Consider the following 15,516-nt stretch of genomic DNA (forward strand, 5'->3'; position numbering starts at 1 on the left):
TTAAAATTGAATACAGCTCCCATAAGTTTCCTGATGGAAGCATTAATGTAAGTAGAATTACTCCGCCCAGGAATTGATGCATGTACAGGCATTTATCGGAATCTGAAAAATCATTAGTGAAATTGATGCTTCAAGGTGTGGATTTTCCGGGCATCACTGCTGATTCACTTGCGGCGATTGAAGTTGAGGAGATGGATGATGGCGGGATGGGGAGCCTGCTGTTCAAATCAAGCAAGCTCGACCGTTTGCTTGGAAAGGAGCTGGCCAGCAAAACCTTTGTCGACACGGATGGGGTTGAAGTTATAGTGACACTTTCACTGGACAATTATGGAGATCTTTTTGAGTTGGATGTATGGAAAGTCGACTTCTCGCCAGTTATTAGCCTTCGTCCCAGGAGGGCGTCCGCTGCGGGCTAGTAAGAGCCTAAACGTTTCCGCCCTCGCTCCTTAGCTATCCAAGGAGGCGCCCGGACTGAGGATGTTCCGAGCAATAGGTGATCGGTTGGACCTACGGCAACGGCCGCCAGCTGTAGCGTCCGTTGGATCTGGATTGCCGCCCGCAGGCGGTGCATGACCCGGCCGCCGGTGGCCTGTCGCTGGGCTACGGCTATGATCCGGTCGGTTCGATCACCGAGCTGAAGAACGGCACAGGCTCGACGGTGCTGGCCAAGTACGCCTACGACGCGCTGGGTCGCCTGACCCAGACCCAGGACGGCGCGACCGGCACGCCGATTGAAACCTATGCGTATGACGCCACCGGCAATCGCACCGCGCTGACCACTTCGGCGGGCACTGCCAGCTACACCTATCCCGCAACCAGCCATCGCCTGACTGCTGTGGATGGCGAGTCGCGTACCCATGACGCAGCGGGCAATACCACCAGCATCGGCATCAAGACGTTCACCTACAGCGATGCCAATCGCATGAACACGGTGAAGCAGGGCAACGCCACACTGGAGAGCTACGGTTACAACCACCGCGGCGAGCGCGTGCTGCGCACCCCGGCTGGTGGCGCTGCTCAGATCACCCTGTATGACGAAGCAGGGCAGTGGCTGGGCAACTACTTGGCCACGGGCCAGGCGCAACAGCAGGCCATCTGGCTGGACAACTACCCGGTGGCGCTGATCAATGTGCCGAGTACCGGCGTGCCGGAACTGGCCTACGTCCAGCCGGGTCACCTAGGTACGCCGCGCGTGGTGATCGACCCGGTACGGAACGTCTCGATCTGGGAGTGGAGCAACAAGAGCGAGGTGTTCGGCAACCAGATTCCGAGTGCCGACCCGGATGGCGATGGTGTGGCGTTTGAGCTGGCGCTGCGCTTCCCGGGCCAGCAGGCCACGGATGCGAGCGGGTTGTTTTACAACTATAGTGGTTCGATCAAAACATCAAGGGCGACTCTGCCGCTGACTCCGCTGCGGATCAGTTGGCAAATCGCCTCGGACGATCATCTGGACAAATGAGTCGTACGGGGAGTTGCTCGCAGATGTGCGGGAGCTATCGTCCCGGTGGAAACTTCCCCTACTGATGATTTGGACGCCTCAAATGTACGCCCCCAAGCTGCTCCCAGTCGTGATGCTGTCAATCGCACTTTCTGGTTGCATGGAAGTTGCCAGCACCGAGTATGCAGACCGCAATCAAGCCGTCTCAAGACAAGCAATCGGTGAATCGAAATGGTTGCCTTCATGGTTGCCTGAGGACGCAGTCAACATACGCGAGTCGCACGACATGGACACAAATGAATCGTGGCTGGTTTTCCGCCTGACCAGCGGGGTTCTTGCTTTGCCCGAAGAATGTAGGCTGGTGAGCAGGCCGGAGATGTCCGACGCGCGAGTCATGCGGAGATTTCCTCCGTTTGCCCGCAACGCGTGGTCGCGAGCGTCAAGCTATGGCGGCAAGTTCTATCTGTGTCCGGAGGGAAATGCTGGCCGCTGGGTCATGCGCGATGAAGAGCTGGGCCTTGTTTACAGCGGAATAAAGTTATAGGTGGCTGGGCGGTCTCACCTAGTAAGCGAAATGCGTGAGTGGCACGTGGCGATCTCCTTTCCCGGTGCCTGATTCGGCACTTTCCGGCCGAGCGTCGTGTGGGTTCGGGTATGTGTCAAATCGACCTTGCCACTTGTCCGTGTTCACGAATGGGAGGGCCGTGTAAGAAGATCGGATGGTCCGGCAAGCTTCAAGCACCCAGGCGTTCGGCAGGAAGATTGCTGGGCCGCGGTGACGACTGTGCGGGAGGACCTATGGGATATCGGCTCCATGGTCTATTGTGGCTGCAGCGCAGGTGGTGGATGGAGGCGAATGGACATGAAAGAATGCCTGAGAAAAAGAGGCGTGCTGTCGCCAACTGGCTTCTATGACCAATACTATGCGGAGAGTGGTCTGGATCAGGAAACCGTAGTGGAGCTGCTGGAGCATGTTGCAGACGAGCTTCGTTTGCCCTCCGGGAGGCTCCGTCCTGGAGATCGATTTTCGAAGGAACTGTCGCCTGGTGAAGCTCATGGCTGGGACTCGGGGTATGGGGTGTTGATATTCGAGCTTCAATCGCTCGCAAAAAAGCGTGGTATTGCAGTCGAGCGGCGGGTGGATTCGCTCGACGACTACATTCGTATCATGGCGGGTATCTATTGATGAGATTGATGCATCCCTGAATGGCTATCGGCGTAGACGTCGCAGTGCGTACTGAGAATTCGGGGATGCCGAAGGTGAGGTATGCCGCCGCTGTCGTTGCCGGTCTGGTTCTGGCCGGCTGTGCAACATCGGGTGGCGATATGATCGTGCGCGTCTCGGGAAGCGTGCCGCCAGGTCAGGGTGACGTTCGCGCTCTAGATTGTGAGCTGAGTATGCTCGGGGAGGACGAAGGTGTAGTTTCGTCGAAACCGGTTGGAAGCACATTCTCGGTCCCCATGATGGTCGTTGCAGGGCCGGAACCCAGAAGCTACCAATTCGCCGTCGAATGCAGGGATGGTCGAAGGTTCGCATCCAAAGAAGTACAGATCAGTAGTCGGCGGTCATATGCCCGGGATCTCAATCTTGGGGAGCTTCAGGAGCGGTGACCGGTGATCGTCCTCGCGCATCCCAGAGCTCTGATCGGGAATCTAGTACATGAGATTCATTTACGTGTTGCTCTTCATCCTTCTCACAGGTGCGGCGCTGTTTTCATTTCGCAAACTCCAACGAGGTGAGCTGGGCGAGAAGCCGGTTTATGCCGCTTTGCAAAGCGCCGAGCTGGAGTACAGACGCCAGCCGGTTGGCGACCTGATCTATGAAGAAGGGGGCGGGCATCTGCTCGCCGGGTTCTCTGTAGACGCGCAAGCGAGGGTTTGGGTTGCGTTGGACACAACGAGGGACAATGGGGATCTGTTTGTCGTCCCTATGCACGGGGAACAGAGAATCTCTTGTCAACTCGTCGATCAACTGGTGTCGGCCAATGTTGGATCAGCACAGGCTAGGCACGCGTTGAAGTCGTCTTGCGTGAAGTAGGGCGTTGCGAGGCTGAAGAAATTCCCCGTACACGCCGCAGCAATGATGGCGGCGGTGATTCGGTCGTTCTGTTGTATGGGTTTGGGGAATTCCAGTAGATGAGAGATTTCAACGCGCTCGAATGGTGTGACGCGACGTTGCTGGCTATCAACATCGATAGAAGGAATCCAGGCGTATGCGATGAGGTAAAGGTCCACGTGCGCTGGCCGGACGGTCGGGAGTCAATCGTTTGCTTCCCGGAAGCGTACGGGTGCTCTGCGCTCATGAACTTCGGCGTACTGGGTGACGAGGGAATTGAGTTCGCCAGAGTTGACGATGACGCGCCGGGACTCGCTGATCTTCTTGATCGTTGGAAGGCGGTCGGCTATCCGCTGTCCGGCCTGAAGTGTTTTCGTATCGAGACCACCTCGACCGGTAGCGTCATTCTGATCTACGCCAGGACATGGCGGATCGAGCATCTGCCGATGGCGGGTGCAGTGCCCTGAAAGACATTCCGTGCCCAGATTCCTCACCCCCGACAAGGTCTCCCTCATCCGGCGGAAGGCGCCTGAGAAGACCGAGCGGAGATATCCTTGGGGTCATGATTTTTGACTCTGCGGCGGCGTTGGCCGCCACACCTTGCATATTGGGGCCTTGATGATGGTGAGGATCCTGACAGCACTACTTCTGATTGGAGTCGGACTTGGATTCTCTGGCGGCGCATGGGCTCTAGGAAAGCGGCCCTTCAAGATGCTCCAGTTCTGCGTGCATGACCAAGACGGCTTGAAGCGGTTCAAGCAGACCCTCAGCTCTATTGCCAAGGACGAAGGAATGCAGTTCTTTGATGGCAGCGCTGAATTGGATCGCCAGCTTGCCAGGGCAAAGGTGGACGTGAAGCGCCCCGTCGTCTACGTCGGAGTGAAGCGGGAAGATGGCTCTGGACTGGAGGCGGGGAATCTCGGATTGGATCGCTTCGAGATAGCTATCGGCTTTTCTGAAGGGAAGATGCCCGCCGAGGCACGGTCATTTTCTGTCCGCGTCGAACGCGCTTTGGCAGATCGCTGGAATGTACACGCAGTTCCCCCGAACAAGGGCGCTGCGCCGACGGCGTGTCGGGCGGGAGGCGATCCTCGCTGAAGTCCGTTGCACATGGCATTCACCCTTCGGGCTGCAACCGCCCTACCGCCTGCGCGCACAACGACTGGCAGGCCATGACCAATCCTTCCATCACCCGGTCGCCCACGTACTGCCCGGGTTCGCCGTTCTGACGGGTGCGTTCGGCCGCCAGCAGCATTTCCAGCACCACCCGCAACCCGCTCAACGCGCAATCGGCGTCGGCCAGGGCCAGGCAGCGCCCGGGCAGCTGGTGACGCTCCGGCCAGGGTTGTCCGTCGGCCGCAGCACCGGAGCCGATGCGGTGGAGGTTGGCAATGAAGGTGTTCCTGTCCACTGTTGGCGCAGCCTGTGGCGCACCGTCGTCGCCGGCGGTGCTGCGGTAGGCGTGCAGATGCGGGAAGTCCGATTCGTTCATGGCAAGGCTCCGTGCAGGGCAATCGGTAGCCGCCACCCATAAAAGTGGCGGACGGTACGTGGTTCGAACACCGGGTTGATGTCAGTCCGGTGGGCCCGAAGGCCCCCACGCACCGCCCGCCATAGCCGGCAGACGGATTGCCAGCCGGCGCCACGCTAGGGTGGCGCCGGCTGGCAAGCGCATACATCAACATCAACTCGGGTGTTCGAAGCCCGGCCACCCTTTTCCGGTGGCACGCCATCTGAGCCCCTGGCGCTGTGCAATGCCAATCAGAAGAGTTGTAAACATCACTCGATTGGAGACGCTTTTGACATTGTCCTACGCTGTTAAGCCCCGCCAGTGCTGGCTGGCGTAGTGATCCGCCCGCAACCTGCAATCTGCGACAGGTGTCGAGGTTGTCACGGCGAACGGGCCGGGCGGGGAGGGCCTATCACGACAGGCGGCGCCAATTCAGGCTGCGTGGCTCACGGGTTGACGCTTTCAACGCCCCAGCGCACTCTGCGGGTTGGGGTCGACAACCCGTTCAGGGGCAGGGCTGCAGAGTGGTACCAGGAGGCGGAACAGCCATGAGCCAACTCACCGACAGCTTCGGACGCAGCTTTCCGTACCTGCGCTTGTCGCTCACCGAAGCCTGCAACTTCCGGTGCAGCTACTGCCTGCCCGACGGGTACCAGGCCGACGGCCGCCCGCGTTTCCTGCAGGTGGATGAGATCGGCCGCCTGGTGCGGGCCTTTGCGGCGCTGGGCATGAGCAAGATCCGCCTGACCGGCGGCGAGCCCAGCCTGCGCAAGGATCTGGACGAGATCATCGCCACCGTGGCGGCGGTTCCGGGCATCCGCAAGGTGGCCATCACCACCAATGGCACGCTGCTGCCGCGGCGCCTGCCGGGTTGGCACCGGGCCGGGCTGACCGCGCTGAACGTGAGCGTGGACAGCCTGCAACGCGAGCGTTTCCACACCATCACCGGGCACGACCGTCTGCCGGAGATCCAGCAGGGCCTGGCCCTGGCGCAGGCGCTGGGCCTGCCGGCGATCAAGCTCAATGCGGTGCTGCTGCGTGGCCTGAATGACGACGAGCTGCCGCAGTGGATGGACTACCTGCGTGACCGCCCCTTCAGCGTGCGTTTCATTGAACTGATGCGCACCGGCGACAACGAAGCCTATTTCCAGCGCCACCACCTGCGCGCCGACGTGGTGATCGAGCAGCTGCTGGCTGCCGGTTGGCACGAGCGGCCGCGCGCGGCCGATGCCGGCCCGGCGCGCGAGTTCGGCCACCCCGACCATCGCGGCAGCATCGGCATCATCGCCCCATATTCGCGTGACTTCTGCAAGGGCTGCAACCGCCTGCGGGTGACCGCCAAGGGCGACCTGCGGCTGTGCCTGTTTGGCGAGTTCGGCGTGCCGCTGCGTCCGCTGCTACAGCGCGATGAGGACCACGACGCGCTGCTGGCACGCATCACCACCCAGCTTGGCCTGAAAGCGGCCGGGCATGGACTGCACCAGGGCCAGACCGGGCTGACCCCGCACCTGGCCTCCATCGGAGGATGAGCAACACGATGAGTGGGGAATTGAACGCGGCCTTCCACATGGCCGATGTGCGCAACAAGCGCATCAGTCGCCGCCGTGCGGTGGCGGTGGGCGAGCTGCATGCCGGTCCAGTGGCCTATCCGCTGATCGTCGAGCGCCGCCTGCCAAAGGGCGATGCGCTGGTGATGGCCGAGATTGCCGGTCTGCAGGGCGCCAAGATGGCGTCGATGCTGATGCCGCTGTGCCATCCGCTGCCGCTGGAACTGGTGCAGGTGTTCTGCGCGCCGGTGCCGGAACGGCAGGCGATCCGCGTGTGGTGCGAGTGCGCCAGCGAGGCGCGCACCGGCGTGGAGATGGAGGCACTGGCCGGCGTCAACGCGGCGCTGCTGACCCTGTACGACCTGAGCAAGCCGGTGGAGCCGGCGTTGCGCATCGAAGGCATCCGCCTGCTGTTCAAGGAGGGCGGCAAGCGCGGTGTCTGGCTGCACCCGGACGGCATGGACGAGGCCGAGCGTGAGCGGTTCAAGCCGCGTGCGCCGAAGGGCCTGGAAGGCGCGGCCTGCGCGGTGATCACGCTGAGCGATCGCGCCAGCGAAGGCACCTATGAGGATGCCTCTGGCCCGACCCTGGTGATCGGGCTGAAGAAGCTGGGGGGCGAGGTGGTGGCCGCCGAAGTGCTGCCCGATGGCATCGAGCCGTTGGCGGGCCGCCTGCAGGCGTTGGCTGCCGAGGGCGTGCGCCTGTGCCTGTGTACCGGGGGTACCGGGCTGGGCCCGCGTGACCTGACCCCGGAGGCGCTGCGTTCCTTGAATGCGCGGCCGGTGCATGGCCTGGCGCAGATGGTGCGGGCCCTGAGTGCGCAGCACACGCCGATGGCCTGGCTGAGCCGCGCCGAGGTGGTGCAGCTGGGCAACATGCTGGTGTTTGCATTGCCGGGCAGCCCCAAGGCGGCGGCACAGTGCCTGGACATCCTGGCGCCGGTGCTGGGCCACGCCCTGGCGATGGTCGAGGGTGGTGGCCACTGATGATTGCCTACAGCGAGGCCTTGCAGCACCTGCTGGACGCGGCCACGCCGCTGCCGGCCGAGCGCCTGCCGCTGCATGAGGCCGGCGGCCGTACCCTGGCCCGTGACATCCACAGCGCGCAGTCGCTGCCGCCGTTCGACAATTCGGCGATGGACGGCTTCGCGCTGCGCGCCAACGGTACGGCGTTCGAGGCCGGTACCGAATTCGCGGTGCAGGGCTGGCAGGCGGCCGGCGATGCCGGTGCCGACGGCGGCGAGGGCGCCTGGGAGATCATGACCGGCGCGCGCATGCCGGTCGGGCTGGATACGGTGGTGCCGGTCGAGAACGTCGAGATCCTCACCAGCGAAGATGGGCGCCCGACCCGCATCGCCCTGAAGGCATCGGTGAAGCCGGGCCAGAACGTGCGCCTGCGTGGCGAGGATGTGAGCGACGGCGAGCGCGTGCTGCAGTCCGGGCAGGTGCTGGACATCAACGCGCGCACCTTGCTGCATGCCATCGGCGTGGCTCAGGTGGCGGTGGTGGCACGGCCGAAGGCGGCGGTGATTGCCACCGGCAAGGAGCTGGTGACCGAGGCGGCGCAGACGCTGGAATCCGGGCAGATCCGTGACAGCAACCGGCCGTACCTGGTCGGCCGCCTGCAGGCCGCCGGTGCCGAGGTGGTCTGGCAGGGCACGGTGGGCGATGAGGTGGCCGCCTTCAATGCCGTACTGGATCAAGCACTGGACGCGGGTGCGCAGCTGTTGATCAGCACCGGCGCGGTGTCGGCCGGCCGCTACGATTTCATTCCCGACGCGCTGCGCGGCCGGGGTGCGCGCATCGTGTTCCACAAGGTGGCGATCCGCCCCGGCAAGCCGTTGCTGTTCGCGGTGCTGCCCAATGGCGCGCTGTATTTCGGCCTGCCGGGCAACCCGGTGTCGGCTGCGGTGGGCCAGCGCTTCTTTGTCGAGCCGGTGCTGCGCCGCCTGCTGGGGCTGGCACCGGAGCAGGTGCTGATGTTGCCGCTGCAGGCCGACGTGCGCACGCCGCCGGGCCTGCGCTTCCATGCGCGGGCCCGGGTGGAAGTGGACGCGCAGGGCCGCCTGAGTGCGCGCGTGCTGGCAGGGCAGGAGTCGTTCCGTTTGATGTCCATGCTGCAGGCCAACGCCTGGGTGGTGCTGGACGGCGAGGGCGGTCTCGCCCCTGCCGGCACGCCAGTGCGCGTGCAGGGCTGGGGTCATCAGGACCCTGTGCAGCTGGCAAGCCAGGAGCCGTGATGAGACAGGTGAATCTGCAATTGTTCGGTGCGTTTTCCGATCTGGATGCCAGCCGCGAGATCGCCGTGGATGTAGCCGGTGGCACCGTGGCCGATCTGCGCCAGGCGCTGCGCGAGCTGCTGCCGCTGCGTTGGCCGGGTTTCCGTGCCGGCTTGCTGGATTACTCGGCATTCGCCGACCAGCAACGCGTGCTGCGCGACCACGAGGCGTTGCCCGACGATGGCCGGGTGGCGATCCTGCCGCCGGTGAGCGGGGGCTGAGCGATGAGCGAGACGATCATCGCCAAGGTCGTGGACCGCGCGCAGGCGGCAATCGATCCGGCCGAGGGCATCGCGGCGGTTTCCGATACGGGCTTCGGCGGCATCGACGTGTTCATCGGGAAGGTGCGCGACGTCAATGTGGGCCGGCGGGTGACCGGGATCACCTACGACCTGTTTGAACCGCTGGTGCTGAACGAATTCAAGCGCCTGGCCGCCGAGGTCGAAGCCACGTTCGGTCCGAAGCTGAAGCTGTATGTGGCGCATGCCAAGGGCCGGCTCGGCATCGGCGATGTGGCGGTGGTGGTGGCCGCCGGCAGCCCGCACCGTGACGAGGCGTTCCGCGCCTGCCGGCAGTTGATTGAAGTGGTCAAGCACCAGTGCCCGATCTGGAAGCAGGAGCATTACGAGGACGGCGACAGCGCGTGGAGCGAGGGTTGCAGCCTGTGCCATGCGGACGGCGAACCTGGCCATGACCATGCGCACGGTCACGAACATCCCCATTGATGGCATCGTGCTGGCCGGCGGCCTGTCCAGTCGGATGGGCCGCGACAAGGCGCTGCTGCCCTGGCACGGCCGCACGCTGCTGGAACACATGCGCGGCCTGCTGCTGCAGGCCGGCGCCGGGAGGGTATGGGTGAGCGGCGACTACCCAGCTTTTGGTGGCATCCCGGACCGGGTCGCACGCTGCGGCCCGCTGGGCGGCCTCTACAGTGTGGCGATGCAGATGCCAGACGGCCCCGCCTGGGTGGTGCCGGTCGATACGCCGCGGGTGACACCCGCGCTGTTGCAGCGGCTGCAGGCCGATCAAGGGCGTGCCTGCACGGTATTCGACGATGAACCGTTGCCGATGCGGTTGCGGATCGATGATCATTGCCGCCGCGTGCTGCAGGAGCTGATTGAGGATCCGACGGCGCGCCGTTCACTGCGCGCCCTGCAGGAACGCCTGGGCGTGACACGGATGCCACTGGCGCCGGAGGATCAGGCGTTGCTGCTCAACTGCAACACCCCGTCGGAATGGGAGTCCATCACAGCATGAAGGTCCAGCTGCAACAGCAATCGATGCGCCTGCGCGTGGATGAAGAAGAACTGGCAGGATTGCTGGCCGGCGAATCAGTGGAGAACCTGACGCGCTTTGGTGGCAGCGGTGGCTGGGGCGTGGCGCTGTCGCTGCATGCCGGCGATCAGGCGGTGCTGCTCGATGGCGGGACATTCTGCCGGTTGGTACTGCCTCGCCAGGCCGTTGAGTCGCTGGCGGGCAGGCTGCCCTGCCGGGATGGGCTGGGCTTCGGTATCGCGTTGGATGACGACAGCATGCTGCAGCTGCAGTTCGACGTGGACGTGCGCGACAGCATGCGGCAGCGTGGCCCGCAGCGGCGTTCCGAACCCGCGCCAGAGTAGGTGCACGTTGCGCAGGGCCGGGCGGTGCGCTGTCGTATGATGAGGGCCTTCGTTCCTGCCTCGCTGCAATGCCTCTGAACCCCTCCGCTCCCTCTGCGTCCCGGCCGGCCACGCCCAATCCGGCAGCAGCCGATGACGGAGACGCGCTGCACTTCTGCAGCACCTGTGCGTTCTCCGACGCCTGCATGTCGCAGGGCTACGACAAGACCGCGCTGGGCGAATTGCATGTGCTGGTCGACCACGTCGGCCCGTTCCAGGCCGGCGACTACCTGTTCCGTGCCGGCGATCCATTCGACTCGATCGCCGCGGTGCGTGCCGGCATGGTCAAGACGTTCGTCGATGACAGCCAGGGCAACGAGCAGGTGCTGGGTTTCAGCCTGCCGGGCGAGGTGATCGGGCTCAATGCCATCCACGGCGCGCGCTTCCCTTGCAACGCCGTGGCCCTGGACACCGTCTACCTGTGCCGGATCTCGTTTCCGCGATTGAGCCTGCTGGCCACGCGCATGCCGGGGTTGCAGGCGCGGCTGTTCAGCCTGCTCAGCGCCGAGATCGGCAAGGTCGCCACGCTGGCCGCCAACCATCGCACCGAGGAGCGCATGGCGGCGTTCCTGCTGGATCTTTCCGAGCGCTATGCCCGGCGCGGATTCTCCGCCACCCGTTTCAACCTGAGCATGGCCCGCACCGAGATCGCCAACTACCTGCGGATGGCGCCGGAGACGGTGAGCCGGGTACTGCGCCGCTTGAGCGACGACGGTGTGATTGCGGTGAACCAACGTGAGATGCTGTTGCTGGACCCGGACCGGCTGGCGGAACTGGCCGTAGCCCGGGACGCCGGACTGGACTGATCAGGCAGGGGGCTGGGCATGAAGCGAGCGGCATTGTTGTGGCTGGGCCTGCTGGCCACGGTACCGGCCTGGGCGGCCGACCTGACGGTGTCGGCGGCGTCGAGCCTGACCGAGAGCTTCCGCGAACTGGGTGCGGCCTATGAGAAGACGCACCCGGGAACCAAGGTCGATTTCAACTTCGCCGCCTCTGGCGTACTGCTGCAGCAGATCAGCCGCGGCGCGCCGGTGGATGTGTTCGCGTCGGCCGATGAAGCCACCATGGACCAGGCCCAGCAGCAGGACCTGCTGGCGGCCGGCAGCCGCGCGGTGTTCGCGGTGAACGCGCTGTGGGTGGTGGCGCCGCCGCAGGCCAGGGCCGCGCCGCGCAGCTTGAAGGACCTGGCCGGTGCCGGCGTGCAACGCATCGCACTGGGCAACCCGGACAGCGTGCCGGTCGGCCGCTATGCCAAGGGCGCGCTGGAAGCGGCCGGCCTGTGGCCGTCGGTGCAGGGCCGGATCATCACCACGCAGAACGTGCGCCAGTCGCTGGATTACGTGGCGCGCGGTGAAGTGGATGCCGGCTTCGTCTATGCCACTGACGCGCAGGCGATGCCGGACCGGGTACGCCGTGCCTTCGCGGTACCGGTGTCCGGGCGCATCGCCTATCCGCTGGCGGTGACCAGGGCAAGCGCGCAGCCGGCAGAGGCCAAGCGGTTTGTCGCCTTCGTGCGTTCGGCGCCGGGCCAGGCGATCCTGGCCCGGCACGGATTCGGCAAGCCCTGACGCATGGATCTGGACTGGAGTGCATTGGGGTTGTCGCTGAAGGTGGCCGGCTGGGCCACCGCGGCCAACCTGGTGCTGGGCGTGGCGCTGGGCGCGCTGCTGGCGCGTCGGCGCTTTCCCGGCCGTGAGCTGCTGGATTCGCTGTTGACCCTGCCGATGGTGCTGCCACCAACGGTGCTGGGGTATTACCTGCTGGTGCTGATCGGTCGCAACGGCCCGATCGGCGCGTGGCTGCAGTCGTGGTTCGGCATCAACCTGGTGTTCACCTGGCAGGCTGCGGTGATTGCGGCGGCGGTGGCTTCGCTGCCGCTGGTGTTCAAGCCGGCACGCGCGGCGTTCGAGGAAGTGGACGGACAGCTGGAGCAGGCCGCGCGGACGCTGGGTGTGTCCGAAGCGGCGGTGTTCTTCCGCGTCACGCTGCCGCTGGCCTGGCGCGGCATTCTTGCCGGCCTGTTGCTGGCGTTTGCACGCGCGATGGGCGAATTCGGCGCGACGTTGATGGTGGCCGGCAGCATTCCGGGCCGGACGCAGACGTTGTCGATCGCCATCTACGAGGCGGTGCAGGCCGGTCAGGACGGCAAGGCCAATGCGCTGGTGATCCTGACCTCGGTGGTCTGCATCGTGATCCTGTTGCTGGCTGCGCGGTTGGTGGGCGGACGTCGCCGGGAGCTGCGTGATGTGGCTTGACCTGCAGGTGCAGCGTCGCCTGCAGGCGGCCGGCCAGGATTTCGTGTTGGACGTATCGCTGCAGTGCACGCAGCGGCAGGTGGTGCTGTTCGGACCCTCCGGGGCCGGCAAGAGCCTGACCCTGAAGGCGGTGGCCGGACTGCTGCGGCCAGGCCAGGGCCATGTGCGCCTGCAGGGGCAGACCCTGTTCGACGCGGCCACCGGCGTGGACCTGCCACCGCAGCGCCGTCGGCTGGGCTACGTGTTCCAGGATTACGCGTTGTTCCCGCACCTGAGCGTGCGCCAGAACGTGGCGTTCGGGCTGCAGAAGGGGTGGTTGAATCCGCGGATCGGCCAGCGCTTCGACGCGGTGGAACAGTGGTTGCACGCCTTCCGCATCGACGCGGTGGGCGATCTGCTGCCATCACAGATTTCCGGCGGACAGCGCCAGCGTACCGCGCTGGCGCGCGCGCTGGTGACACAGCCGCAGGCGCTGCTGCTGGATGAACCGTTTTCCGCGCTGGACCATGATCTTCGCCATCATCTGCGCCAGGAGCTGGAGACCGTGCTGGACAGGACCGGCATTCCGCTGCTGTTGATCAGCCATGACCCGCAGGATGTGGCCATGTTCGGCCAGCAGGTGGCGCGCGTGGTGGACGGCCGCATTGTCGACGGTTGACCCGTGATGGACGCGCCGGCGATGGTTGGGCACATCTGATGGTAGTGCCGGCCGCTGGCCGGCAACCACGGAATCCTGAGCAGCCGGCCAGCGGCCGGCTCTACCGGTTCAAGGTCCGTGCGGTCCGGTGGTCATGGATCAGTACAGCTCACAGTGCGTGCGGCCCTCATTGCGCAGCGTGTCCCAGTGGCCTTCGCCGCCGATGGCATCGATGGCCTCGCGCACCGCGCTTTCCAGGTGGCGCTTGTTGCCGCACAGGTACAGATGCCCACCGCGGGCCAGCACATCGCGCACTTCATCGCCGCGCTGCTGCAGCACATGCTGCACATAGATCTTTTCGGCGCCATCGCGCGAGAACGCGGTATGCAGGCCGGCCAGCACGCCACGCGTACGCCAGTCCAGCAGCTGGTCACGGTACAGGTAGTCGTGCTGGCGGTGCTTCTCGCCGAACACCAGGTGCACTTCGCGTTCGCAGGCGTTGGCCTGCAGTTCCTGCAGCAGGCCCATCAAGGGTGCGATGCCGGTACCGGTACCGACCAGCAGCAGCGGTGCCTCGCCGGTATCGGGCAGGTGGAAGCCGGGGTTGGAGCGGCAGTACACACGGGCATGGTCGCCTCCATGCAGGAGGCTGCCGGTGGCAGTGCCGAAGCGTTCGCGGCCGCGCAGGGTGTAGCGCACTTCGCGCACGCACAGGCTCAGCTGGTCGTCGCACGGGTGCGAGGCGATCGAATAGGCACGCGGCAGCCGCGGTGACAGCAGTTCGCGCAGCCGGGCAAGCGGCACGCTGTCCGGCGTGGCGTGGTCCTGCAGCACGTCCAGCAGGTCCAGGCCGTGCAGGTAGGCGTCCAGCTCGCGCTTCTGGCTGACCTTCAGCAGGCCCTTCAGTGCCTCACTACCGCCCAGCCGGGCCAGTTCGCGCAGCACGCCCTTGCTCAGCAGGCGCAGCTCGCGGTCTTGCAGGGCGGCCACGGCGGTGGTGTCGCCGTACCAGGTGGCCAATGCCTGCAGCAGGGCAGGGTCGTTCCCGGGTACTACGTGCAGGGTGTCGCCCGCGCGATAGGCCATGCCACTGCCGGCAATGTCCAGTTGCAGGTGCCACGCGGCCGGGTCGCTGCTGTTCAAGCGGCGGCGTTCGAGGATGCGCGCGGCAAAGGCATTGTCTTCGCCATAGGCGGTGACCTGCAGGTGCAGGTGCTGGCCAGCGCTGAGGTCACCCTCCAGCACCTGGCCCAGCACCGGCTGCCATTGCTGGAAGAACTGCTCGTAGCCCAGATCGGCGTCCACCCGATGCAGCAGCGGCTGGGCCTGGCGCTCGCTCAATGCAGCATCCAGCGCCTTGGTGAAGCCGCAGAAGCTGGGGTAGCCGGTGTCACCAAGGCCGAACACCGCATAGCGCAGGCCGCGCAGCGTCGGGGTCTGGCGCAGTGTTTCGAAGAACTGCTCGCCATTGGCCGGCGGTTCGCCATCGCCGAACGAGCTGGAGATTGCCAGCAGCACATCGCCTTGGCCGAGACTGGCCACGTCGATGTCGTTGAACGGGAGTACCTGCGGCCCGTGCAGCTGCAGGCCCGCGCCCAGGCGCTGGGCCAGGGCGCGGGCGTTGCCCGACTCGGACGCAAAACCCACCAGCAGGCGGCTGAAGGGCGTACTGGTCGGGAGAGCGTTCACGCGGCCTCGTAGAAGTCGTCGAACTTTTCCTTGCTGAACTCGACCAGGTCGTAGTTCTGCATCAGGTCGTTCACCACGCGGCGGATGCTGATGTACGAGGTGATGTTGCCGTCGGCGTCGAACAGCGGCTGCACGGTGGTGTCGACCACGTAGAGCACGCCGCCTTTGCCAAGGTTGGGCACGATGCCGGTCCAGGTCTTGCCGGCCTTGATGGTGTCCCACATGTCCTTGTAGACGGCCTTGGGCACGTCCGGGTGGCGCACGATGCTGTGCGGCTGGCCGATCAGTTCCTCGCGGGCGAAGCCGGTGAGCGTGCAGAACAGGTCATTGGCGTAGGTGATGTTGCCCTGCAGGTCGGTGGTGGAGATCACCATGACGTTCTGCATGGCGTTCAGCAGCTGGGCGTTGTCGGGGGTGTAGCTCATCGCAGGGTCCTTGTGGATGCCGG

At 65.0% G+C, this 15,516-nt stretch carries 20 protein-coding genes and 1 pseudogene; 18 read left to right on the forward strand and 3 right to left on the reverse strand.

Annotated elements, in window-relative coordinates:
* Positions 1-80: 80 nt before the first annotated feature.
* The 7 genes and pseudogenes from ACUVWL_RS05475 (at position 81) to ACUVWL_RS05505 (ending at position 4,592) form a co-directional block, all read left to right on the forward strand.
* Positions 81-416: a DUF6984 family protein gene (locus ACUVWL_RS05475; RefSeq protein WP_049439430.1), complete on the forward strand. Its 336-nt coding sequence runs from the start codon at positions 81-83 to the stop codon at positions 414-416.
* 83 nt (positions 417-499) lie between these two features.
* Positions 500-1,366 (forward strand): annotated as a pseudogene (locus ACUVWL_RS05480) (RHS repeat-associated core domain-containing protein); the annotation flags it as partial.
* Positions 1,367-1,541: 175 nt separating this feature from the next.
* Entirely contained in the window at positions 1,542-1,982 is a 441-nt protein-coding gene (locus ACUVWL_RS05485) for a hypothetical protein (protein ID WP_141098601.1), read from the forward strand.
* Between the two features lie 318 nt (positions 1,983-2,300).
* Positions 2,301-2,624, forward strand: coding sequence for a hypothetical protein (locus ACUVWL_RS05490; protein ID WP_445978894.1), 324 nt, complete (start codon positions 2,301-2,303; stop codon positions 2,622-2,624).
* Between the two features lie 474 nt (positions 2,625-3,098).
* Positions 3,099-3,476: a hypothetical protein gene (locus ACUVWL_RS05495; protein ID WP_049439435.1), complete on the forward strand. Its 378-nt coding sequence runs from the start codon at positions 3,099-3,101 to the stop codon at positions 3,474-3,476.
* 98 nt (positions 3,477-3,574) lie between these two features.
* Complete coding sequence (locus tag ACUVWL_RS05500; protein WP_126412430.1) at positions 3,575-3,961, forward strand: hypothetical protein; 387 nt, start codon at positions 3,575-3,577, stop codon at positions 3,959-3,961.
* A gap of 244 nt (positions 3,962-4,205) precedes the next feature.
* Positions 4,206-4,592 carry a hypothetical protein gene (locus ACUVWL_RS05505; protein WP_445978895.1) on the forward strand — a complete coding sequence of 129 codons (387 nt, stop codon included), beginning with the start codon at positions 4,206-4,208 and terminating at the stop codon, positions 4,590-4,592.
* Positions 4,593-4,611: 19 nt separating this feature from the next.
* Here the strand turns inward: ACUVWL_RS05505 and ACUVWL_RS05510 are convergent, their stop codons facing one another.
* Positions 4,612-4,986: a hypothetical protein gene (locus ACUVWL_RS05510; protein ID WP_126412428.1), complete on the reverse strand. Its 375-nt coding sequence runs from the start codon at positions 4,984-4,986 to the stop codon at positions 4,612-4,614.
* Positions 4,987-5,552: 566 nt separating this feature from the next.
* Here ACUVWL_RS05510 and moaA point away from each other — a divergent pair.
* The 11 genes from moaA to ACUVWL_RS05565 all read left to right on the forward strand — a co-directional run bounded on the left by moaA (position 5,553) and on the right by ACUVWL_RS05565 (position 13,400).
* Positions 5,553-6,533, forward strand: coding sequence for a GTP 3',8-cyclase MoaA (gene moaA / locus ACUVWL_RS05515; protein ID WP_329767888.1), 981 nt, complete (start codon positions 5,553-5,555; stop codon positions 6,531-6,533).
* Positions 6,534-6,541: 8 nt separating this feature from the next.
* Complete coding sequence (gene moaCB, locus ACUVWL_RS05520; RefSeq protein ID WP_049439441.1) at positions 6,542-7,537, forward strand: bifunctional molybdenum cofactor biosynthesis protein MoaC/MoaB; 996 nt, start codon at positions 6,542-6,544, stop codon at positions 7,535-7,537.
* Positions 7,537-8,790: a molybdopterin molybdotransferase MoeA gene (locus tag ACUVWL_RS05525; RefSeq protein ID WP_049439443.1), complete on the forward strand. Its 1,254-nt coding sequence runs from the start codon at positions 7,537-7,539 to the stop codon at positions 8,788-8,790. Before moaCB ends, ACUVWL_RS05525 begins: the two co-directional genes overlap by 1 nt.
* Positions 8,790-9,050, forward strand: a complete 261-nt coding sequence (locus ACUVWL_RS05530; protein ID WP_005409914.1) for a MoaD/ThiS family protein — start codon at positions 8,790-8,792, stop codon at positions 9,048-9,050. Before ACUVWL_RS05525 ends, ACUVWL_RS05530 begins: the two co-directional genes overlap by 1 nt.
* A gap of 3 nt (positions 9,051-9,053) precedes the next feature.
* Complete coding sequence (locus ACUVWL_RS05535; RefSeq protein WP_049439445.1) at positions 9,054-9,554, forward strand: molybdenum cofactor biosynthesis protein MoaE; 501 nt, start codon at positions 9,054-9,056, stop codon at positions 9,552-9,554.
* On the forward strand, positions 9,520-10,086 hold the full coding sequence (mobA, locus tag ACUVWL_RS05540) for a molybdenum cofactor guanylyltransferase (protein ID WP_445978896.1): 567 nt from the start codon (positions 9,520-9,522) through the stop codon (positions 10,084-10,086). Before ACUVWL_RS05535 ends, mobA begins: the two co-directional genes overlap by 35 nt.
* Positions 10,083-10,448, forward strand: a complete 366-nt coding sequence (locus ACUVWL_RS05545) for a hypothetical protein (RefSeq protein WP_014647390.1) — start codon at positions 10,083-10,085, stop codon at positions 10,446-10,448. The genes mobA and ACUVWL_RS05545 overlap by 4 nt, the downstream gene beginning before the upstream one ends.
* A gap of 68 nt (positions 10,449-10,516) precedes the next feature.
* Positions 10,517-11,293, forward strand: coding sequence for a helix-turn-helix domain-containing protein (locus tag ACUVWL_RS05550; RefSeq protein WP_046430997.1), 777 nt, complete (start codon positions 10,517-10,519; stop codon positions 11,291-11,293).
* A gap of 18 nt (positions 11,294-11,311) precedes the next feature.
* The gene (modA, locus tag ACUVWL_RS05555; RefSeq protein WP_142234850.1) at positions 11,312-12,055 is read left to right on the forward strand and encodes a molybdate ABC transporter substrate-binding protein; all 744 of its coding nucleotides are present in this window, start codon (positions 11,312-11,314) and stop codon (positions 12,053-12,055) included.
* 3 nt (positions 12,056-12,058) lie between these two features.
* The gene (gene modB, locus ACUVWL_RS05560; protein WP_049439453.1) at positions 12,059-12,742 is read left to right on the forward strand and encodes a molybdate ABC transporter permease subunit; all 684 of its coding nucleotides are present in this window, start codon (positions 12,059-12,061) and stop codon (positions 12,740-12,742) included.
* Positions 12,732-13,400 carry a sulfate/molybdate ABC transporter ATP-binding protein gene (locus ACUVWL_RS05565; RefSeq protein WP_445978897.1) on the forward strand — a complete coding sequence of 223 codons (669 nt, stop codon included), beginning with the start codon at positions 12,732-12,734 and terminating at the stop codon, positions 13,398-13,400. Before modB ends, ACUVWL_RS05565 begins: the two co-directional genes overlap by 11 nt.
* A 138-nt stretch (positions 13,401-13,538) precedes the next feature.
* Here ACUVWL_RS05565 and ACUVWL_RS05570 read toward each other — a convergent pair whose 3' ends face one another.
* Complete coding sequence (locus tag ACUVWL_RS05570; protein WP_445978898.1) at positions 13,539-15,068, reverse strand: diflavin oxidoreductase; 1,530 nt, start codon at positions 15,066-15,068, stop codon at positions 13,539-13,541.
* Positions 15,065-15,493, reverse strand: coding sequence for a PAS domain-containing protein (locus ACUVWL_RS05575; RefSeq protein WP_005409905.1), 429 nt, complete (start codon positions 15,491-15,493; stop codon positions 15,065-15,067). Before ACUVWL_RS05575 ends, ACUVWL_RS05570 begins: the two co-directional genes overlap by 4 nt.
* Between the last annotated feature and the right edge of the window lie 23 nt (positions 15,494-15,516).

It is taken from the genome of Stenotrophomonas muris (assembly GCF_052751275.1).